General features: G+C 55.9%; 19 protein-coding genes and 1 tRNA gene. All 20 read right to left on the bottom strand.

Annotated features, from left to right (window positions below; translation table 11 throughout):
- Positions 1–406: 406 nt before the first annotated feature.
- Entirely contained in the window at positions 407–949 is a 543-nt protein-coding gene (gene gmhB, locus AB7E19_RS16735; protein WP_322132005.1) for a D-glycero-beta-D-manno-heptose 1,7-bisphosphate 7-phosphatase, read from the bottom strand.
- A 113-nt stretch (positions 950–1,062) separates the two neighbouring features.
- Positions 1,063–2,247, bottom strand: coding sequence for an elongation factor Tu (tuf, locus tag AB7E19_RS16730; RefSeq protein WP_005306325.1), 1,185 nt, complete (start codon positions 2,245–2,247; stop codon positions 1,063–1,065).
- Positions 2,248–2,301: 54 nt separating this feature from the next.
- Positions 2,302–4,407 carry an elongation factor G gene (gene fusA, locus AB7E19_RS16725; protein WP_010675948.1) on the bottom strand — a complete coding sequence of 702 codons (2,106 nt, stop codon included), beginning with the start codon at positions 4,405–4,407 and terminating at the stop codon, positions 2,302–2,304.
- A gap of 75 nt (positions 4,408–4,482) precedes the next feature.
- Positions 4,483–4,953, bottom strand: a complete 471-nt coding sequence (gene rpsG, locus AB7E19_RS16720) for a 30S ribosomal protein S7 (RefSeq protein WP_010675949.1) — start codon at positions 4,951–4,953, stop codon at positions 4,483–4,485.
- Positions 4,954–5,046: 93 nt separating this feature from the next.
- Positions 5,047–5,421: a 30S ribosomal protein S12 gene (gene rpsL, locus AB7E19_RS16715; RefSeq protein ID WP_005306278.1), complete on the bottom strand. Its 375-nt coding sequence runs from the start codon at positions 5,419–5,421 to the stop codon at positions 5,047–5,049.
- Positions 5,422–5,602: 181 nt separating this feature from the next.
- Positions 5,603–5,881: a sulfurtransferase complex subunit TusB gene (tusB, locus tag AB7E19_RS16710; protein ID WP_043153905.1), complete on the bottom strand. Its 279-nt coding sequence runs from the start codon at positions 5,879–5,881 to the stop codon at positions 5,603–5,605.
- A 7-nt stretch (positions 5,882–5,888) separates the two neighbouring features.
- Complete coding sequence (gene tusC / locus AB7E19_RS16705; protein ID WP_029314860.1) at positions 5,889–6,245, bottom strand: sulfurtransferase complex subunit TusC; 357 nt, start codon at positions 6,243–6,245, stop codon at positions 5,889–5,891.
- Between the two features lie 9 nt (positions 6,246–6,254).
- Positions 6,255–6,647, bottom strand: coding sequence for a sulfurtransferase complex subunit TusD (gene tusD / locus AB7E19_RS16700; protein WP_010675952.1), 393 nt, complete (start codon positions 6,645–6,647; stop codon positions 6,255–6,257).
- A gap of 86 nt (positions 6,648–6,733) precedes the next feature.
- A complete protein-coding gene (locus AB7E19_RS16695) occupies positions 6,734–7,114 on the bottom strand; it encodes a RidA family protein (RefSeq protein ID WP_010675953.1) in 381 nt (126 codons plus the stop codon).
- Positions 7,115–7,140: 26 nt separating this feature from the next.
- Positions 7,141–7,857: a transcriptional regulator gene (locus AB7E19_RS16690; protein ID WP_322131909.1), complete on the bottom strand. Its 717-nt coding sequence runs from the start codon at positions 7,855–7,857 to the stop codon at positions 7,141–7,143.
- 197 nt (positions 7,858–8,054) lie between these two features.
- The gene (gene rpoC / locus AB7E19_RS16685) at positions 8,055–12,359 is read right to left on the bottom strand and encodes a DNA-directed RNA polymerase subunit beta' (protein WP_010675955.1); all 4,305 of its coding nucleotides are present in this window, start codon (positions 12,357–12,359) and stop codon (positions 8,055–8,057) included.
- A 91-nt stretch (positions 12,360–12,450) separates the two neighbouring features.
- Positions 12,451–16,479, bottom strand: a complete 4,029-nt coding sequence (gene rpoB / locus AB7E19_RS16680) for a DNA-directed RNA polymerase subunit beta (protein WP_010675956.1) — start codon at positions 16,477–16,479, stop codon at positions 12,451–12,453.
- 223 nt (positions 16,480–16,702) lie between these two features.
- The gene (gene rplL / locus AB7E19_RS16675) at positions 16,703–17,068 is read right to left on the bottom strand and encodes a 50S ribosomal protein L7/L12 (RefSeq protein WP_010675957.1); all 366 of its coding nucleotides are present in this window, start codon (positions 17,066–17,068) and stop codon (positions 16,703–16,705) included.
- 51 nt (positions 17,069–17,119) lie between these two features.
- Positions 17,120–17,620, bottom strand: coding sequence for a 50S ribosomal protein L10 (gene rplJ, locus AB7E19_RS16670; RefSeq protein WP_005339895.1), 501 nt, complete (start codon positions 17,618–17,620; stop codon positions 17,120–17,122).
- 256 nt (positions 17,621–17,876) lie between these two features.
- A complete protein-coding gene (rplA, locus tag AB7E19_RS16665; protein WP_010675958.1) occupies positions 17,877–18,578 on the bottom strand; it encodes a 50S ribosomal protein L1 in 702 nt (233 codons plus the stop codon).
- Between the two features lie 4 nt (positions 18,579–18,582).
- Positions 18,583–19,011 (bottom strand): 50S ribosomal protein L11, encoded by a 429-nt coding sequence (gene rplK, locus AB7E19_RS16660; RefSeq protein ID WP_005306313.1) that lies wholly within the window; start codon positions 19,009–19,011, stop codon positions 18,583–18,585.
- A 134-nt stretch (positions 19,012–19,145) separates the two neighbouring features.
- Positions 19,146–19,697 (bottom strand): transcription termination/antitermination protein NusG, encoded by a 552-nt coding sequence (gene nusG / locus AB7E19_RS16655; RefSeq protein ID WP_010675959.1) that lies wholly within the window; start codon positions 19,695–19,697, stop codon positions 19,146–19,148.
- A gap of 9 nt (positions 19,698–19,706) precedes the next feature.
- Positions 19,707–20,078, bottom strand: coding sequence for a preprotein translocase subunit SecE (gene secE / locus AB7E19_RS16650; RefSeq protein ID WP_010675960.1), 372 nt, complete (start codon positions 20,076–20,078; stop codon positions 19,707–19,709).
- 60 nt (positions 20,079–20,138) lie between these two features.
- Positions 20,139–20,215 (bottom strand) — tRNA-Trp (locus AB7E19_RS16645).
- Between the two features lie 52 nt (positions 20,216–20,267).
- The gene (gene tuf, locus AB7E19_RS16640; RefSeq protein WP_005306325.1) at positions 20,268–21,452 is read right to left on the bottom strand and encodes an elongation factor Tu; all 1,185 of its coding nucleotides are present in this window, start codon (positions 21,450–21,452) and stop codon (positions 20,268–20,270) included.
- Positions 21,453–21,623 lie beyond the last annotated feature (171 nt).

The following is a 21,623-nucleotide window of genomic DNA, read 5'->3' as shown; positions in this document are numbered from 1 at the left end:
TCAATTTAAGTTTGGTTGCCTGTTAAGGCGGCTCAATGAATTGCTGAATTAACTGCTGCAACTTTCGTTGCTTTGGTCACTTCATCAGACATTGAAAATCAAAAATTGTTTTTGATGCTCGATGCTGCGAGTGCCCACACAGATTGCTTGATTCAAATTGTTAAAGAGCGACACAGCTTTTGGCTGCTGCGGGAGTGGCATTCTACTCAACCGCCTTCTCGAGTCAAGCCTTATTTTCAAAGGCTTTTCGAGGCTACCGACTCAGGCTATGCGTTACCGCTTGCCCTGTCGATGGAGGCGCATTATAGGGAGCGAATTCGTTCTGGCAAGGGGATAATTGCAAAAAGATGGCTTCCATCGTTCAATTGCTCACAAAGCCACCAAAAAGCATCTTAATCCAGCGAAATCAGCCTGCGGCAGGTGCTGCAACGGCAAAATCATGCAGGTTGTCGTAGATGGTATCAGCCAGTTCAATCCCCGCATCAGTAATCGGCTTACCCGTTCTGACCATTATCTTGTGACCGACCTTGGCATTGATGGCCGCCTTCAAGTCTGAAGGTTTGTCACCCACCATATAAGAGCGGCTCATATCGATACAGAGCTCCCGCTGGGCAAGCAACAACATACCCGGTTCGGGTTTGCGGCAGTCGCAGGGGGCACCGTGGTTCGGGTGATGGGGGCAGAAGTAGATACCATCGAGATCCACATCGCGATCGGCCAATGACCAATCCATCCACTCGGTCAGGTTCATGAAGTCATCTTCAGTGAAGTAACCACGGGCAATGCCGGATTGGTTGGTCACCACGACCAGCAAATAGCCTTTTTTCTTCAGCAATTGCATGGCCTCAATTGCCCCGGGCAGAAAATGGAAGTCATCAACCTGGCTGACATAACCCGTGTCTTTGTTGATGACACCATCGCGATCCAGAAAAATGGCGGGTTTACTCACAGCAACTACCTCTATAGATGATTTCGCAAAAGTATCTCACAAGCCATTTAAAGCCCCAAAAGTAAAAGGGGTGGCCGAAGCCACCCCTTTTATGTGTGCATATAAAGTATCGATTAAGCGATAACTTTAGCTACAACACCAGCACCTACGGTACGGCCACCTTCACGGATGGCGAAACGCAGGCCGTCGTCCATCGCGATCGGGGCAATCAGGGTAACAACCATCTTGATGTTGTCGCCCGGCATTACCATCTCTACGCCTTCCGGCAGTTCGATGGTACCGGTCACGTCGGTAGTACGGAAGTAGAACTGCGGACGGTAGCCCTTGAAGAACGGGGTGTGACGACCACCTTCTTCTTTGGACAGCACGTACACTTCGGATTCGAACTTGGTGTGCGGCTTGATGGTACCCGGCTTGGCCAGTACTTGACCACGCTCTACGTCTTCACGCTTCACGCCACGCAGCAGTGCGCCAACGTTCTCACCTGCACGACCTTCGTCCAGCAGTTTGCGGAACATTTCAACGCCGGTACAGGTGGTCTTGGTGGTATCTTTGATACCAACGATTTCCACTTCTTCACCAACCTTGACGATACCGCGCTCTACACGACCGGTTACTACGGTACCACGGCCTGCGATGGAGAAGACGTCTTCGATAGGCATCAGGAACGGCTGGTCAATCGCACGCTCCGGCTCCGGAATGTAGGTGTCCAGGTGGCCAGCCAGTTCCAGGATCTTCTCTTCCCACTGAGCTTCGCCTTCCAGCGCTTTCAGTGCGGAACCACGGACTACCGGCAGGTCATCACCCGGGAAGTCGTACTCGGACAGCAGTTCGCGAACTTCCATCTCGACCAGTTCCAGCAGCTCTTCGTCATCTACCATGTCACACTTGTTCATGAACACGATGATGTACGGAACGCCTACCTGACGACCCAGCAGGATGTGCTCACGAGTCTGCGGCATCGGGCCGTCAGTCGCTGCTACTACCAGGATCGCGCCGTCCATCTGGGCAGCACCGGTGATCATGTTTTTAACGTAGTCGGCGTGACCCGGGCAGTCTACGTGGGCGTAGTGGCGGGTAGCGGTGTCGTATTCTACGTGGGAGGTGTTGATGGTGATACCACGCTCACGCTCTTCCGGCGCCTTGTCGATCTGGTCGAAGGCGAAAGCTTTACCACCGAAGTGCTTGGCCAGCACGTTGGTGATGGCGGCGGTCAGGGTGGTTTTACCGTGGTCAACGTGGCCGATGGTGCCGACGTTTACGTGCGGTTTATTACGCTCAAATTTTTCTTTAGACACGACGTAGTCCTTCTAGGTTAAACCCGCCTACCGTCGTAGGCGGGGAATCTTAAATTACTTGGATTTGCGCTCTTCGATCACGGCCTGGGCGACGTTGGTCGGGGCATCGTGATACTTGGCGAATTCCATGGCGTAGGAAGCACGACCCTGGGTAGCAGAACGCAGGGAGGTGGCGTAACCGAACATTTCGGCCAGCGGCACCAGCGCACGTACGATCTTGCCGGACGGGCCATCTTCCATGCCTTCGATCAGGCCGCGACGACGGTTCAGGTCACCGATCACGTCGCCCATGTAGTCTTCCGGAGTCTCGACTTCGACCTTCATGATCGGTTCGAGCAGTACCGGGTTGGCCTTCATGAAGCCAGCCTTGAACGCCAGAGAAGCAGCGATCTTGAACGCCAGTTCGGAAGAGTCGACATCGTGGTAGGAACCGAAGTGCAGACGCACTCCCAGATCCATTACCGGATAGCCTGCCAGCGGGCCGGACTTCAGCTGCTCGCGGATACCCTTGTCAACACCCGGGATGAATTCGCCCGGAATCACGCCACCCTTGATGTCGTTGACGAATTCGTAGGCTTTGCCTTCTTCCAGCGGGTACATGTCGATAACGACGTGACCGTACTGACCACGACCACCGGACTGCTTGGCATGCTTGCCTTCGATGTCCTTGACGGTGTTGCGGATGGTTTCACGGTAGGCAACCTGCGGCTTACCTACGTTGGCTTCTACCTTGAACTCGCGACGCATACGGTCAACGATGATGTCCAGGTGCAGCTCACCCATACCGGCGATGATGGTTTGGCCAGATTCTTCGTCGGTCCATACGCGGAAGGACGGGTCTTCCTGAGCCAGACGGCCCAGAGCCAGGCCCATCTTCTCTTGGTCAGCCTTGGATTTCGGCTCAACGGCGATGGAGATTACCGGTTCCGGGAATTCCATACGCTCCAGGATGATCGGTGCGCTTTCGTCACACAGGGTGTCACCGGTGGTGACGTCCTTCAGGCCGATGGCAGCAGCGATGTCGCCTGCGCGAACTTCTTTGATCTCTTCACGCTTGTTGGCGTGCATCTGAACGATACGGCCGAAACGCTCGCGCTTCTCTTTAACGGAGTTCAGCACGGAGTCACCGGAGTTGACCACACCGGAGTAAACACGGAAGAAGGTCAGGTTGCCCACGAACGGGTCGGTAGCAATCTTGAATGCCAGAGCAGAGAACGGCTCGTCATCGGAAGCGTGACGCTCGTCCTTGGTCTCGCCATCCAGCTTCAGACCGTCGATAGCAGCAACGTCGGTCGGAGCCGGCAGGTACTCGACCACGGCATCCAGCATGGCCTGTACGCCCTTGTTCTTGAACGCGGAGCCACAGGTAACCAGGATGATTTCGTTGTTCAGAACACGCTGACGCAGAGCTTTCTTGATCTCTTCTTCAGTCAGTTCTTCACCACCCAGGTATTTTTCCATCAGGTCTTCAGACGCTTCAGCAGCGGCTTCAACCAGGTTCATGCGCATTTCTTGCGCCTGTTCCAGCAGCTCAGCCGGGACGTCTTCGTAGTCGAAGGATACGCCCTGGTCAGCTTCGCTCCAGTTGATGGCTTTCATCTTGACCAGGTCGATAACGCCCTTGAAGTTCTCTTCGGAACCGATGTTCAGTTGCAGAGGAACCGGGTTACCTTTCAGACGGGTCTTGATGTGCTCAACGCAGCGCAGGAAGTTGGCACCGGTACGGTCCATCTTGTTGACGAACGCAATACGGGGAACCTTGTACTTGTTAGCCTGACGCCATACGGTTTCAGACTGGGGCTGTACGCCACCTACGGCACAGTACACCATCACGGCGCCATCCAGAACACGCATGGAACGCTCTACTTCGATAGTAAAGTCAACGTGGCCCGGGGTATCGATGATGTTGATACGGTGCGGTTGGAACTGTTTACCCATACCGGACCAGAAAGCGGTGGTCGCGGCGGAGGTGATGGTGATACCACGCTCTTGTTCCTGTTCCATCCAGTCCATGGTGGCGGCGCCATCGTGAACTTCACCGATCTTGTGACTTACACCGGTGTAAAACAGAACGCGCTCGGTAGTAGTAGTCTTACCGGCGTCGATGTGAGCGGAGATACCGATATTACGATAACGCTCAATGGGGGTTGTACGAGCCATTGTCATCCTCTTACTAGGGCGCTTGTCCCCAGATAATTAAAGGTGCGCAGAGTCAGAAGACCCTGCGCAAGCGGATTACCAGCGGAAGTGAGCGAAGGCCTTGTTCGCTTCAGCCATACGGTGAACGTCTTCACGTTTCTTGACAGACGAACCCTTATTGTCAGCGGCATCCAGCAGCTCGCCAGCCAAACGCTGAGCCATTGATTTTTCACCACGTTTACGAGCGGCATCAACCAACCAGCGCATTGCCAGAGCATTGCGACGTACCGGACGAACTTCTACCGGCACCTGATAGGTTGCACCACCGACGCGACGAGATTTAACCTCGACCGCCGGACGAATGTTGTCCAGAGCGACTTCGAACAGGGCCAGGTGCTCTTTGCCAGATTTGGTGGCAATGATGTCCAGGGCGCCATATACGATGGCTTCTGCAACAGATTTCTTACCGTCAACCATTACTACGTTGACAAATTTAGCCAGCAGCTCTGATCCGAACTTGGGATCCGGCAGGATTTTACGCTGACCAACAACACGACGTCTTGGCATTTCAAATTCTCCGTAACTTCAGGGGTTACCCAAAACTAGAAAGTTATCTAACTAGAAACGAATTAACGTTTGGCCTTACTTAACGGAGAACCATTAAGCTTTCGGACGCTTCACGCCGTACTTGGAGCGAGCCTGCTTACGGTCTTTAACACCGGCACAGTCCAACGCACCACGAACGGTGTGATAACGAACACCTGGCAAGTCTTTTACACGACCGCCGCGGATCAGAACAACAGAGTGCTCTTGCAGGTTGTGACCTTCACCACCGATGTAGGAGGTGACTTCGAAGCCGTTGGTCAGACGTACACGGCATACTTTACGCAGTGCAGAGTTAGGCTTCTTCGGGGTGGTGGTGTATACACGGGTGCATACGCCACGCTTCTGAGGGCACGCTTCCAGCGCCGGCACGTTGCTTTTCACAACGAGCTTGATGCGTGGCTTGCGAACCAACTGGTTAATAGTTGCCATCAAAAGGCTCCTGATAATGACTTCATAAACGTGTGAAAAATCCTCCCCGCAGATACGGGGACGCGAAATTTTATGCCCTGTTGTCTGGGGAGTCAAGATTTATACAATTTGCACACCGAAATGGCAAATGACAGTCGAATGACATTATGCTAAGCAACTGAGATAAAAAGGAAAACCAAGCCTAACCGCCCCAGGTCTGCGGTGATCCGTGCTCGGCGATCAACCTGATCAAACCCGGCATATCGAGTTCCATCCCGATCCCGGATGACAAGCCTCTCGCTTGTAGGTCTTCCTTCATGACGTACAGGGGGACGTCTGCCAAGCGCTCGCACCACCCGGGGGCAGCAGCCGCCATCACGGCATCCTGCATCAACACCACCAGATCCCCTTCCATGCGGTAACGCAACGCCAACTCGAGATCCTGGCTCATGAAGGGAGAGTTCAATATCAGCTGTATCACGGGCACCTCAGAAGCAGATGTGGGTGGTGAAACCCGCCCAGCTACGGCGAATTTCCGCAGGAGAGAGCGGAATCACTGGGATTAGCAGATCCGCCGCCGTCAGTCCTCGCTCAGCCAGTGACACCGCACAGACATAGATCTCTTCGATGTCATACAGTTCCAGCATCTTGAAGGTCGGGGCGTAGTGACGCTGCAATATGGCGTGTGGTGATTGCTCCCTCACCAGTTGCATCACGCCATCCCCCACCAGAAAGAGTGCCAGGGACTCCGTCAATGCAGAGGTGGCCAGCAGAGCATCCAGCCCCTCCCGACCACTCGCCGAACCATGGGGACCACGCCGTGAGATAAACGCTATTCTGGTCATTTTGTCCCCCTAGAACTGAACGAAGCGATCAGCGGTCAGTGCGGCTTCCGCCAACTGACCGAGCCCGCTCAGGCAGAATGGCGCTTCCAGATTGAAATGCTCCCGTCCCATTCCCTTGGCCTCCTGCTCATCCAGCACGCCACGGCGCATGGCCGCAGCCACACACACATCGATGCGGATACCCTGCTGGATGGCCAACTCGCGCCACAATGCCACCAGGTCGGTCTCATCGCTGGCTGGCGCATGGAGGCCATTGGCATTGCACACCCCCTCCTGATAGAAGAAGAGGTGGGACAAGCGGTGTCCCTGCTCGACCAGACTCAGGGCAAAACGATAGGCCGTACTGGCCGTCTGGGTGCCATAGGCGGGCCCGGTGACCAGCAGAGCAAAATTCAGACTCATGATCGCACTCCTGCACAGCGGTGCATCCATTCTACCTCATAGACGCAAAAGCCCCTCCTGGGAGGGGCTTTTGCAATGACACAGGCTCAGACGTAAGCGATGGCTTCGACTTCGACCAGCACATCCTTGGGCAGACGAGCGACCTCCACGCAGGAACGTGCCGGAGCGGATTCGCCAAAGTAGCGGGCATACACCTGGTTGAAGGCCACGAAGTTGTTCATGTCACTCAGGAAGCAGGTGGTCTTCAGTACCTTGCTGGTATCGGCCCCTGCGGCTTTCAAGACTGCGACCAGATTCTTCATCACCTGCTCTGCCTGAGCCTCGATGCCACCGGCAACGATGTCCATGGTGGCCGGATCGAGCGGGATCTGCCCGGAGGTAAAGACCAGCTCACCCAGCTTGGTAGCCTGGACATAAGGGCCAATTGCGGCAGGCGCCTTGTCGGTTGCAATCACTTCTTTAGCCATTGTTATCTATCCCCTATCTATGGCGCTTACTCGCTCTCTTCTTCACCCTGCTTGCGCTGTCGGATGTAGAGATACACGGTATGTTTGGAAATATTCAGCTTGTCGGCGACCAGGTTGATCGAGTCCTTGATATCAAATATGCCCTTCTCGAACAACTGGGTCACGATAAAACGGTTCTTGGCATTGTTGGCCACGGAGGGATCACGATTGATCTCGTCGATGGTGTTGTCCACCGTCTGGGCAACCAGCTCTTCGACGCTGTTGGCGAAGGTCTCCGGTGATTGCCGCTCCACCTGCTGTGGCGTCGGGAAGAATTCGGCCACGAACTCGTGGAAAGGTGCATTGATGTGCAGGTTGATGCAGATAAGGCCGATCACCTGCTTGTTTCGGTTACGGATGGCGATGGTGCTCGACTTCATCAAGGCACCGGTCCGACTGCGGGCAAAATAACTCTGGGTGTGATCCTGACCCGTGCTCTCGATATCCTTGAGCATCCGCAGGGCGAGATCGGTGATCGGCGCCCCCAGAGTTCGACCCGTATTGAAACCATTCGCGATTTGGATCACGGACTCATGCAGATTTTCCAGGGAGTGGAGCACCACCTCGCAGTGCTTGCCGAACAGATCGGCCAGGCCTTCGATAAGGCCCTCATATGAACGCAACAGCTCCCTGTCTTCGTCTGTAAAAGCGCGACCGCTCAGTTGCTCTTCGGGAAGCAGTACTTCCTCGATACCGACAGCCATGTTCTACCCCTGTAATACCCATTCAACTTTCCCGAGTTTTCAGTTGCGACGGGGCAATGTCAACTTTTTTTGATTTTTTGCTCTATAACCTTGCACTGGATCATCCCCCTGCCCCAGCCCAGTGCACGCTGGGCGCCGGATGGGAAATAAAAAAAGGGCCCCTAGAAGGGGCCCTTTTCGATCACTGCAGCGGAAGATTACTCTTCGTCAAAACTGCCGGCTGCGTTGAGCAGATCCGCCAGGTTTTGCTGAGCTTCATCGGCAGTCACCTGCGGCACACCGACAGCACGGGCTGCGGCGGCACGCTGGTTGATGCGGCTGTGGTGGTAGGCAAAGCCGGTACCAGCCGGGATCAGACGACCCACGATCACGTTCTCTTTCAGGCCGCGCAGTTCATCACGCTTGCCACCAACGGCTGCTTCGGTCAGCACCCGGGTGGTCTCCTGGAAGGAAGCTGCGGAGATGAAGGACTCAGTGCTCAGAGATGCCTTGGTAATACCCATCAGGATATGACGGTAGGTAGCCGGGGTCTTGCCTTCGGCAACCAGTTTACGGTTGGCAATCTTCACACGGGCCACTTCAACCTGCTCACCTTCGATCAGGTCGGTGTCGCCAGCGCTCAGGATCTCGCACTTGCGCAGCATCTGACGCACGATGACTTCGATGTGCTTGTCGTTGATCTTAACGCCTTGCAGACGGTAAACGTCCTGCACTTCGTTGGCGATGTAGTTGGCGACCGGGCTGATACCGCGCAGACGCAGGATGTCATGAGCAGACTCGGGACCGTCCGCCAGCACTTCACCCTTCTCAACTTTTTCACCTTCGAACACGTTGAGGTGACGCCATTTCGGAATCATCTCTTCATAGATCTCGCCACCATCGGTCGGGGTGATGACCAGACGACGTTTGCCCTTGGTCTCTTTCCCGAAGGAGATGGTACCGGAGATCTCGGCCAGGATGGCCGGCTCTTTCGGCTGACGTGCTTCGAACAGATCCGCAACGCGCGGCAGACCACCGGTGATGTCCTTGGTACCGCTGGACTCTTGCGGGATACGCGCAACCGCGTCACCCACGCCCACGTTGGCACCATCTTCCAGGTTCACGATCGCCTTGCCCGGCAGGAAGTACTGGGCGGGAACGTCGGTACCCGGGATCATCACATCCTTGCCATTCAGGTCGACCAGTTTCACGGTCGGACGCATCTCTTTACCGGCGCTAGGACGCTCGTTGACATCCAGCACGACGATGGAAGAGAGACCGGTCAGCTCGTCGGTCTGACGAGTGATGGTCACACCGTCGATCATGTGTTCGAAGTGCAGACGACCCGCCACTTCGGTGATGATCGGGTGGGTGTGCGGGTCCCAGTTCGCGACGGTATCACCGGCGTTCACCGCTTCGCCATCCTTCACTTCCAGCACGGAACCGTAAGGCAGCTTGTGGCTTTCCTTGGTACGGCCCATCTCGTCCATGATGGTCAGCTCGGTAGAACGGGAGGTGATAACCAGCTTGTCAGAGTTGTTCAGAACGAACTTGGCGTTCTGCAACTTGATGCTACCGGTGTTCTTCACCTGGATGCTGCTCTCGGCAGCCGCTCGGGATGCGGCACCACCGATGTGGAAGGTACGCATCGTCAGCTGGGTGCCCGGTTCACCGATGGACTGAGCGGCGATAACACCGACAGCCTCACCCTTGTTAACCAGGTGACCACGGGCCAGATCACGGCCGTAGCAGTGAGCACAGTTACCGAAGTCGGTCTCACAGGTGATAGCAGAACGTACCTTCACGCGGTCGACGGAGTTGCGCTCCAGCAGGTCACACAGCTGCTCGTCGAGCAGGGTGTTGCGCGCTACCAGCACTTCATCCTCGGTACCCGGCTTGATCACGTCTTCGGCCACCACACGACCCAGCACGCGCTCACGCAGCGGCTCGACCACGTCGCCACCCTCGATCAGCGGAGTCATCCACAGACCGTCGGTAGTGCCGCAATCGTCCTCGGTGATCACCATGTCCTGGGCCACGTCAACCAGACGACGGGTCAGGTAACCGGAGTTCGCTGTCTTCAGCGCGGTATCCGCCAGACCTTTACGAGCACCGTGAGTGGAGATGAAGTACTGCAGTACGTTCAGACCTTCACGGAAGTTCGCCACGATCGGCGTTTCGATGATGGAGCCATCCGGCTTCGCCATCAGGCCACGCATACCGGCCAGCTGACGGATCTGGGCGGCGGAACCCCGCGCACCAGAGTCGGCCATCATGAAGATGCTGTTGAAGGAGGCTTGCTCTTCCTCATCGCCCAGGGAGTTGACGTTACGCTCCTTGGAAAGGTTGTCCATCATGGCCTTGGAGACGCGATCGTTCGCGCTGGCCCAGATATCGATAACCTTGTTGTAGCGTTCGCCCGCGGTCACCAGACCGGACAGGAACTGGTCCTGGATCTCGGCGACTTCGGCTTCTGCAGCAGCGATGATGTCTTTCTTGGCATCCGGGATGACCATGTCATCGATACCAACAGAGGCACCGGACAGGGCCGCGTAGTGGAAACCGGTATACATCAGCTGGTCAGCGAAGATGACGGTATCCTTCAGGCCCTGCTTGCGATAGCAGGTGTTCAGCAGACGGGAGATGAGCTTTTTGCCCAGCGCCTTGTTGGAGACGCACTTGATCCAGTTCTGCGGGTTGGCGTCCAGGTCAGCCTGCTCTGCAGCAGTCAGTACCTTGGGCTCGTCAATCAGCGCGTACTCCATGCCTTTGGGCAGGATCAGGCTCAGGATCGCACGACCAACGGTGGTGTTCTTCATCTCGGTCTTGGCAACCAGCTCACCGGCTTCGTTCTTCACGTACTCGGTGATGCGGCACTTGACGCGAGCATGCAGGTCGGCCAGACCGGCACGGTAGACCTTCTCGGCCTCTTTCGGACCGGACAGCACCATACCTTCGCCTTTGGCGTTGATACGGGCACGGGTCATGTAGTACAGACCCAAGACCACGTCCTGGGAAGGAACGATGATCGGCTCACCGGAGGCAGGCGACAGGATGTTGTTGGTGGACATCATCAGGGCGCGCGCTTCCAGCTGGGCTTCCAGGGTCAGCGGTACGTGGACCGCCATCTGGTCACCGTCGAAGTCCGCGTTATACGCAGCACAAACCAGCGGGTGCAGCTGGATGGCCTTCCCTTCGATCAGGGTCGGTTCAAACGCCTGGATACCCAGACGGTGCAGGGTCGGTGCACGGTTCAGCAGAACCGGGTGTTCGCGGATCACTTCGTCCAGGATGTCCCAAACGACAGCTTCTTCGCGCTCCACCATCTTCTTGGCGGCCTTGATCGTGGTCGCCAGACCGCGGGATTCCAGCTTGCCGTAGATGAAGGGCTTGAACAGCTCAAGTGCCATCTTCTTCGGCAGACCGCACTGATGCAGACGCAGGGTCGGACCTACGGTGATAACGGAACGACCGGAGTAGTCGACACGCTTACCCAGCAGGTTCTGACGGAAACGACCTTGCTTACCCTTGATCATGTCGGCCAGGGATTTCAGCGGGCGCTTGTTGGAACCGGTGATGGCACGACCACGACGGCCGTTGTCCAGCAGGGCATCCACGGACTCTTGCAGCATGCGCTTTTCGTTGCGCACGATGATGTCCGGCGCAGCCAGATCCAGCAGACGCTTCAAGCGGTTGTTACGGTTGATCACGCGACGGTACAGATCGTTCAGATCGGAGGTCGCGAAACGGCCGCCGTCCAGCGGTACCAGCGGACGCAGGTCCGGCGGCAGCACGGGCAGCACTGTCATGATCATCCACTCCGGCTTGTTGCCGGATTGCAGGAAGGCTTCCATCAGCTTCAGACGCTTGGTGGTCTTCTTGCGCTTGGTCTCGGAGTTGGTCTGATCCAGCTCCTCACGCATGGCTTTGACTTCACCTTCCAGATCGATGGCGCGCAGCAGGGCCAGAATGGCCTCGGCACCCATCTTGGCGTCGAATTCGTCGCCCCACTCTTCCAGTGCGTCCAGATAGTTCTCTTCGGAGAGCATCTGGCTGCGCTCGAGGTTGGTCATGCCGGGTTCGATCACTACATAGGATTCGAAATACAGCACGCGCTCGATGTCACGCAGGGTCATGTCCAGCAGCAGACCGATACGGGACGGCAGGGACTTCAGGAACCAGATGTGGGCAGTCGGGCTGGCCAGCTCGATGTGGCCCATGCGCTCACGACGGACCTTGGTCTGGGTCACTTCTACACCGCACTTCTCGCAGATCACACCACGGTGTTTCAGGCGCTTGTACTTGCCGCACAGACACTCGTAGTCCTTCACCGGTCCGAAGATACGGGCGCAGAACAGACCATCACGCTCCGGCTTGAAAGTCCGGTAGTTGATGGTCTCAGGCTTTTTGACCTCACCGAATGACCAGGAGCGGATCATGTCAGGAGAGGCCAGACCGATCTTGATACTGTCAAACTCTTCGGTCTTGGTCTGAGCCTTCAAAAACTTGAGTAAGTCTTTCACGTGTTTCCCCTGTCAGGAGTCTAACCTCGGCGCCCCGGCTGCCGAAACAGCGGGGCGCCCACGTCAATTCTCGAACAATAAGAGCGAGCTCTTACTCTTCGTCCAGCTCGATGTTGATACCCAGAGAGCGGATTTCCTTCAGCAATACGTTGAAGGATTCGGGCATGCCCGGCTCCATACGGTGGTCGCCATCCACGATGTTCTTGTACATCTTGGTACGGCCGTTCACATCGTCAGACTTGACGGTCAGCATTTCCTGCAGGGTATATGCCGCACCGTAAGCCTCCAGGGCCCACACTTCCATCTCACCGAACCGCTGACCACCGAACTGCGCCTTACCACCCAGCGGCTGCTGGGTAACCAGGCTGTAGGAACCGGTAGAACGCGCGTGCATCTTGTCGTCTACCAGGTGGTTCAGCTTCAGCATGTACATGTAACCCACGGTGACCTTGCGCTCGAAGGCGTTACCGGTACGACCGTCGAACAGGGAGATCTGACCGGATTCCGGCAGATCGGCCAGCTTCAGCAAGGCTTTGATTTCGCGCTCTTTGGCACCATCAAAGACAGGTGTAGCCACCGGCAGACCCTTACGCAGGTTACCCACCAGGGTACGCACGTCGTCGTCAGACAGCTCGGCAATGTTCACTTGCTGGGAGTCCTTCTCGCCCAGGTCATAGACCTGTTGCAGGAACTCGCGCATCTCGTGCAGCTCGCGCTGTTCTTTGATCATGCGGTCGATCTTCTCGCCGATGCCCTTGGCCGCGAGGCCCAGGTGCACTTCGAGGATCTGACCGATGTTCATACGAGACGGTACACCCAGCGGGTTCAGTACGATGTCGACCGGACGGCCGTACTCGTCATGGGGCATATCCTCGACCGGACAGATCTTGGAGATAACACCCTTGTTACCGTGACGGCCCGCCATCTTGTCACCCGGCTGGATGCGACGCTTGACGGCCAGATAGACCTTGACGATCTTCAGTACGCCCGGCGCCAGGTCATCGCCCTGGATGATCTTGCGACGCTTGTTCTCGAATTTCTTGTCGAACTCGGCCTTCAGCTCAACGTGCTGTTCAGCGATCTGCTCCAGCTCGATTTGCTTGGCCTCATCTTCGATGGCCAGCTCAAACCACTTGGAACGATCGAGCTTGTTCAGACGATCTTCGCTGTAACCGGCGGCCAGCAGCAGGTTGCGGGAACGGCCGAAAATGCCGTCTTCCAGGATCTTGAACTCTTCGGTCAAGTCCTTCTTCGCTTCCTTCAACTGCATCTCTTCGATTTCTTTGGCGCGCTTGTCTTTTTCCACGCCATCGCGGGTAAAGACCTGCACGTCAACCACGGTACCGTACACACCGTTCGGTACACGCAGGGAGGAGTCCTTCACGTCGGACGCCTTCTCACCGAAGATGGCGCGCAGCAGCTTCTCTTCCGGGGTCAGCTGGGTTTCACCTTTCGGAGTCACCTTGCCGACCAGGATATCGCCGCCCTTCACTTCCGCACCCACGTAGACGATGCCGGACTCGTCCAGCTTGGACAGAGCGGCTTCACCCACGTTCGGGATGTCAGCAGTGATCTCTTCCGGACCCAGCTTGGTGTCACGGGAGATACAGGCCAGTTCCTGGATGTGAATGGTGGTCAGGCGATCTTCCTGAACAACACGCTCGTTCACCAGGATCGAGTCTTCGAAGTTGTAACCGTTCCACGGCATGAACGCGACGCGCAGGTTCTGACCCAACGCCAGTTCACCGAGATCGGTGGACGGGCCGTCAGCCAGTACGTCGCCCGCCATCACCGGCTCACCCAACATCACGCACGGACGCTGGTTGATACAGGTGTTCTGGTTGGAACGGGTGTATTTGGTCAGGCTGTAGATGTCGATGCCGGCTTCGCCAGGCAGCAGCTCATCTTCGTTGACCTTGATAACGATACGGGAGGCATCGACATAGTCGATCATGCCGCCACGCTTGGCCACTACGGTCACACCGGAGTCAACGGCCACTGCGCGTTCCATACCGGTACCTACCAGCGGCTTGTCCGCGCGCAGGGTCGGTACAGCCTGACGCTGCATGTTTGAACCCATCAATGCGCGGTTCGCGTCATCGTGTTCCAGGAACGGGATCAGGGCCGCAGCCACAGAGACGATCTGTTGCGGGCTCACGTCCATGTACTGGATCTGGTCGGCGTTCATAAAGGTGGATTCACCTTTGTGACGGCACGGGATCAATTCATCTTTCAGACGGCCATCTTCGGTGGTCGCGGCGTTGGCCTGTGCGATCACGTACTTGCCTTCTTCAATCGCAGACAGGTAATCCACTTCGTCGGTGATCACACCGTCGATCACCTTGCGGTACGGGGTCTCGAGGAAACCGTACTCGTTGGTGCGGGAATACACGGACAGCGAGTTGATCAGACCGATGTTCGGACCTTCCGGCGTTTCGATGGGGCACAGACGACCGTAGTGGGTCGGGTGTACGTCTCGAACTTCGAAACCGGCACGCTCACGGGTCAGACCGCCCGGGCCCAGCGCGGAGATACGGCGCTTGTGGGTCACTTCGGACAGAGGGTTGTTCTGGTCCATGAACTGGGACAGCTGGCTGGAACCAAAGAACTCTTTGACCGCGGCGGAGATCGGCTTGGCGTTGATCAGATCCTGCGGCATCAGGGTGTCCAGATCGCCCAGAGACAGGCGCTCCTTCACCGCACGCTCGACACGGACCAGACCGACACGGAACTGGTTCTCGGCCATTTCACCGACGGAACGAATACGACGGTTACCAAGGTGGTCGATATCGTCCACTTCGTCGTTACCGTTACGGATGTCGATCAGGCGCTTCATGACCTCGACGATATCGTCCTTGGTCAGCACGCCAACGCCGGTCTCGTCTTCACGACCCAGACGGCGGTTGAACTTCATCCGACCTACGGTAGACAGGTCGTAACGCTCGGAAGAGAAGAACAGGTTCTCGAACAGCTGCTCGGCCGCTTCGCGAGTGGGCGGCTCGCCCGGACGCATCATGCGATAGATCTCGACCAGGGCTTCCAGGCGGCTGGAGCTGGAGTCGATACGCAGGGTCTCGGACATGTAGGCACCGTGATCCAGTTCGTTGGTGAACAGAACCTCGAAGTGCTTGAAGCCGGCTTGGGACAGGTTGGCAACCGCTTCCAGGCTCAGCGCCTGGTTGGCAGTGACAACCATCTCACCAGTCTGCGGGTGCGCGTAGTTCTTGGCTGCAACTTTGCCAACAACATACTCTACCGGCACCTCGATCTGGGTGATGCCGTCTTTTTCCAGCTGACGGATGTGACGGGCAGTGACACGACGACCGGTTTCAACCACCACGGCGCCATTGGCAATGATGTCGAAGGTCGCGGTCTCGCCACGCAGGCGCTCGGGCACCAGATCCATCATCAACTTGCCATCCTTGACCTCGAAACCGATGGTCTCGAAGAAGGTGGCCAGGATTTCTTCGGAACTGAAGTCCAGGGCGCGCAGAATAATGGAGGCCGGCAGTTTGCGACGACGGTCGATACGGACAAACAGGTTGTCTTTCGCATCGAACTCGAAGTCCAGCCAGGAGCCACGGTAGGGGATAACGCGAGCGTTATAAAGCACCTTACCGGATGAATGTGTTTTGCCTTTATCGTGGTCGAAGAAGACGCCCGGGCTGCGGTGCAGCTGGGAGACGATGACCCGCTCGGTACCATTGATGACAAAGGTGCCGTTTTCGGTCATGAGCGGAATTTCGCCCATGTAAACTTCTTGTTCCTTGATGTCTTTGACGGTGCCGGCAGCTGCTTCACGGTCGTACAGAACCATACGAAGCTTGACACGCAGCGGCGCGGAGTAGGTCACTCCACGGATCTGGCATTCTTTTACGTCAAATACCGGCTCACCCAGGCGATAGCTGACATACTGAAGCTCAGCACTACCGGAGTAACTGGTGATCGGGAAAACGCTACGGAAGGCGGCTTCTAGGCCGTACTCACCTTCCGGGTCAGCCTCGATGAACTGCTTGAAGGAGTCCAGCTGAATGGACAACAGATAAGGCGTGTCCAGTACCTGGTCTCGCTTACCGAAGTCCTTACGTATGCGTTTTTTTTCGGTATAAGAGTAAACCATAGGGTTCCTCAGCTCGCTGATAAGTGACCCACTCTGTCCCCACGGGACAGCTCTGTCTCAACACCGTTTTGTGTTGGCCCGGACGATGAGGCGGTCCGGATTGCTGGTGCACCGAGAGTCGTGAACGGTGTGAAATACTCTCAGTCTACAGCGCAAAAAGGCTGGTGAATAAAGATTCACCAGCCTTAGCCTGTTTTATCAGGCTAATCTACATAAATGCAGATTATTTGATCTCAACAGAAGCACCGGCAGCTTCCAGCTCTTTCTTCAGAGCTTCAGCTTCGTCCTTGGACACGGCTTCTTTCAGATTAGTCGGAGCAGCTTCTACCAGGTCCTTGGCTTCTTTCAGGCCCAGACCGGTAGCGCCACGAACGGCCTTGATGACGGCAACTTTGTTGGCGCCAGCAGCAGTCAGAACTACGTCGAACTCGGTCTTCTCTTCTACTGCTTCAGCAGCAGCCGGGCCAGCCATGACGGCAGCAGCGGCAGAAACACCGAACTTCTCTTCCATAGCTTCGATCAGCTCAACAACTTCCATTACGGACATGGAAGCAACGGCTTCGATGATTTGGTCTTTAGTGATAGACATGACAAAAATTCCTGATGTTGAATAAACTCAAACAGCCTAGATAGGCGAGAATCAAGCAGCAGCTTGTTTCTGGTCGCGAACAGCAGCGATAGTACGAACCAGCTTGCCAGCAGAGGCTTCCTTCATGGTAGCCATCAACTTCGCAATTGCTTCTTCGTAAGTCGGCAGCGTGGCCAGACGATCAATTTGTGCTGCGGCGATAAACTCACCGTTAAAAGCGCCAGCCTTGATTTCGAACTTTTGGTTCGCTTTGGCAAACTCTTTGAACAGACGAGCGGCAGCGCCCGGGTGTTCGTTAGAGAAAGCAATCAAGGTAGGACCGGTAAATGCGTCGTTCAGGCACTCGTATTCGGTACCTTCTACCGCGCGACGCAGCAGGGTGTTACGCACAACGCGCATGTACACACCAGCTTCACGAGCGGTCTTACGCAGGACGGTCATCTTGTCTACAGTGACGCCGCGAGAATCGGCTACAACTGCAGAAAGAGCGCCTTTGGCAGCTTCGTTGACTTCAGCAACAATTGCCTTTTTGTCTTCGAGTCCCAATGCCATTGGCTTAACTCCTGGATTGAATCCGGGTCTGTTGACCCAGTACTGACACATCCCCCCTACCTTTACAACAGAGGGGAACGATGCGGTAGCAGGATTCCAGAAGAGAAAGAATCTTTCTCGCTGGGTTTCCGGCACCGTCTACGCAGGAAGAATTAAGGCTTTGCGGCCTCCTGCGGTCTTGGACGGAGGTCGAAACCCCCAACCAATCAAGGCGCAAAATTATAGATTAAATTTTGCGCCTTGTAAAACCCATCAATTAGGCCTGAGCTTCCAGGGAAGCTTGGTCTACGGCAACACCGGCACCCATGGTGGTGGAGATGCTGACTTTCTTGATGAATACACCCTTGGCGGAGGACGGCTTGGCCTTCTTCAAGGCAACCAGCAGCGCTTCCAGGTTTTCTTTCAGCTGAACTTCGTTGAAAGAGACCTTGCCCAGAGTGGTATGAATGATACCGTTCTTGTCGTTACGGTAACGAACCTGACCAGCCTTGGCGTTCTTGACGGCTTCGGCTACGTTCGGAGTGACGGTACCCACTTTCGGGTTCGGCATCAGACCGCGCGGGCCCAGGATTTGACCCAGTTGACCAACAACACGCATGGCATCCGGGGATGCGATGACGACGTCGAAGTTCATCTCGCCTTTTTTGACCAGCTCGGCCAGGTCGTCCATACCAACCAGTTCAGCACCGGCAGCCTTGGCGGCTTCGGCGTTGGCACCCTGGGTGAACACGGCGACACGGATGTCACGACCGGTACCGTGCGGCAGTACAGTTGCACCACGTACGTTCTGATCGGATTTACGAGCATCGATACCCAGGTTAACGGCAACGTCAACGCTTTCAACGAACTTGGCAGTAGCCAGTTCTTTCAGCAGGGCAATGGCTTCGTTGATGGAGTACTCTTTGGTACCGTCAACTTTTTCGCGAATAACGCGCATACGCTTGGACAGTTTAGCCATTGTCTTACTCCTCCACTACCAGGCCCATGGAACGAGCGGAACCGGCGATGCAACGTACTTTTGCATCCAGATCGGCACCAGTCATATCCGGCTCTTTGGTCTTGGCGATTTCTTGCAGCTGAGCCACAGTCACCTTACCAACCTTGTCTTTGTTCGGCTTGGCAGAACCAGACTGGATACCAGCGGCTTTCTTCAGCAGGAAGGAAGCGGGCGGAGTCTTGGTTTCGAAGGTGAAGGAACGGTCGCTGTAAACGGTGATCACGACCGGAGTCGGAGAACCTTTTTCCAGCTTTTCTGTACGGGCGTTGAACGCCTTACAGAATTCCATGATGTTCACGCCGTGCTGACCCAGAGCGGGACCAACGGGAGGGCTGGGGTTAGCACTGCCAGCCTTAACTTGCAGCTTGATATAAGCTGTGACTTTCTTAGCCATTACAAAAATACCTCAAAAATGGGTTCTAGCGCCTCGGAGACATGCTCCTGCAAACGGCTCCCCAACAAATAAAGGGGCAGCGAATTATAGAGATAATCGCTGCCCCTGACAACCGTTAAACGTACAGAGATTAATCAGCCTTTTTCGACCTGACCAAAATCCAGTTCTACCGGCGTTGAGCGGCCGAAGATCAGTACGGAGACCTTCACGCGGCTCTTTTCGTAGTCCACTTCTTCAACGGTACCGTTGAAGTCGGCGAACGGACCATCGGCAACCCGGACCATCTCACCCGGTTCAAACAGGGTTTTCGGACGCGGCTTGTCGTGGGCATCTTGCAGACGATTGAGGATGGCATCCGCTTCCTTATCGGAGATAGGAGCAGGGCGATCGGAGGTACCGCCGATGAAACCCATTACACGTGGTACATTGCGTACCAGGTGCCATGTGGTTTCATCCATCACCATCTGGACCAGGACGTATCCTGGGAAAAATTTGCGCTCACTCTTGCGCTTCTGGCCAGCACGCATCTCGACCACTTCTTCGGTCGGGACCAGCACTTCACCAAACAGCTCTTCCATGCCATGCATCTTGATATGTTCACGCAGGGATTTGGCAACACGGCCTTCGTAGCCGGAAAATGCCTGCACGACATACCATCTCATACGCTGTTCACGTTGTTCAGTCATGGCTTATCCTTACACACCGGTAATCAGGTTGACCAACCAGACCAAGGCGCCGTCCAACACGAACAGCAGCAGCCCCATCACGGCAGTCACCGCCAGCACAATCAGGGTTGTCTGAATGGCTTCCTGACGGGTCGGCCATACGACCTTGCGGACTTCCAGGCGAGACTCACGGGCAAACGCCAGTGTTGCCTTGCCCTTGGTGGTTTGCAGGGCCACTGCACCGGCAGCGGCGATGACAACGACCACACCCAGGGCGCGGACGGCAGCAATAACGTCGCTCAGCAGGTAATTGCCCACTACAGCGGCCGCCAGGATGATGAAAACCAGGCCCCAAAGCAGGGTATCCTTGCTTCCGCCCTGACCCTCAGAACTAACACTCATACAACCCACCTGTATCTGACGTAACCAAAGACACAAAAGCCCCGTACGAGACGAGGTATATGGCAGGGGCGGCAGGACTCGAACCCGCAACCATCGGTTTTGGAGACCGCTGTTCTACCAATTCGAACTACGCCCCTGCATAAGAAAGCCCCTATTATAGGGGCTTTGCTTTATTTATGTAAGCCAAGATTAAGCGATAACTTTGGCTACAACACCAGCACCTACGGTACGGCCACCTTCACGGATGGCGAAACGCAGGCCGTCGTCCATCGCGATCGGCGCAATCAGGGTAACAACCATCTTGATGTTGTCGCCCGGCATTACCATCTCTACGCCTTCCGGCAGTTCGATGGTACCGGTCACGTCGGTAGTACGGAAGTAGAACTGCGGACGGTAGCCCTTGAAGAACGGGGTGTGACGACCACCTTCTTCTTTGGACAGCACGTACACTTCGGATTCGAACTTGGTGTGCGGCTTGATGGTACCCGGCTTGGCCAGTACTTGACCACGCTCTACGTCTTCACGCTTCACGCCACGCAGCAGTGCGCCAACGTTCTCACCTGCACGACCTTCGTCCAGCAGTTTGCGGAACATTTCAACGCCGGTACAGGTGGTCTTGGTGGTATCTTTGATACCAACGATTTCCACTTCTTCACCAACCTTGACGATACCGCGCTCTACACGACCGGTTACTACGGTACCACGGCCTGCGATGGAGAAGACGTCTTCGATAGGCATCAGGAACGGCTGGTCAATCGCACGCTCCGGCTCCGGAATGTAGGTGTCCAGGTGGCCAGCCAGTTCCAGGATCTTCTCTTCCCACTGAGCTTCGCCTTCCAGCGCTTTCAGTGCGGAACCACGGACTACCGGCAGGTCATCACCCGGGAAGTCGTACTCGGACAGCAGTTCGCGAACTTCCATCTCGACCAGTTCCAGCAGCTCTTCGTCATCTACCATGTCGCACTTGTTCATGAACACGATGATGTACGGAACGCCTACCTGACGACCCAGCAGGATGTGCTCACGAGTCTGCGGCATCGGGCCGTCAGTCGCTGCTACTACCAGGATTGCGCCGTCCATCTGGGCAGCACCGGTGATCATGTTTTTAACGTAGTCGGCGTGACCCGGGCAATCTACGTGAGCGTAGTGGCGGGTAGCAGTGTCGTATTCTACGTGGGAGGTGTTGATGGTGATACCACGCTCACGCTCTTCAGGTGCCTTGTCGATCTGGTCGAAGGCGAAAGCTTTACCACCGAAGTGCTTGGCCAGCACGTTGGTGATAGCGGCGGTCAGGGTGGTTTTACCGTGGTCAACGTGGCCGATGGTACCCACGTTAACGTGCGGTTTATTACGCTCAAATTTTTCTTTAGACATGATCGTCCCTCTAAACTAACGCTGAGTACGCGGTGGCAAGCTAACCACAGAACAGTTTATATGATGGATTTGAATCAAGGGGAGTAGAGAGGTTGGTGCTGACAGGCTGGTTCGATTGCCGAACTCACCCTAAGGTGTGGCTCTCAGAATTACCTGAGCCATATCAGCATC

It is taken from the genome of Aeromonas sp. (assembly GCF_050252055.1).
Classification (GTDB): Bacteria; Pseudomonadota; Gammaproteobacteria; order Enterobacterales; family Aeromonadaceae; genus Aeromonas; species Aeromonas caviae.
The sequence above is the reverse complement of the archived record's forward strand: the minus strand, read 5'-3'. Positions and strand labels throughout refer to the sequence as shown.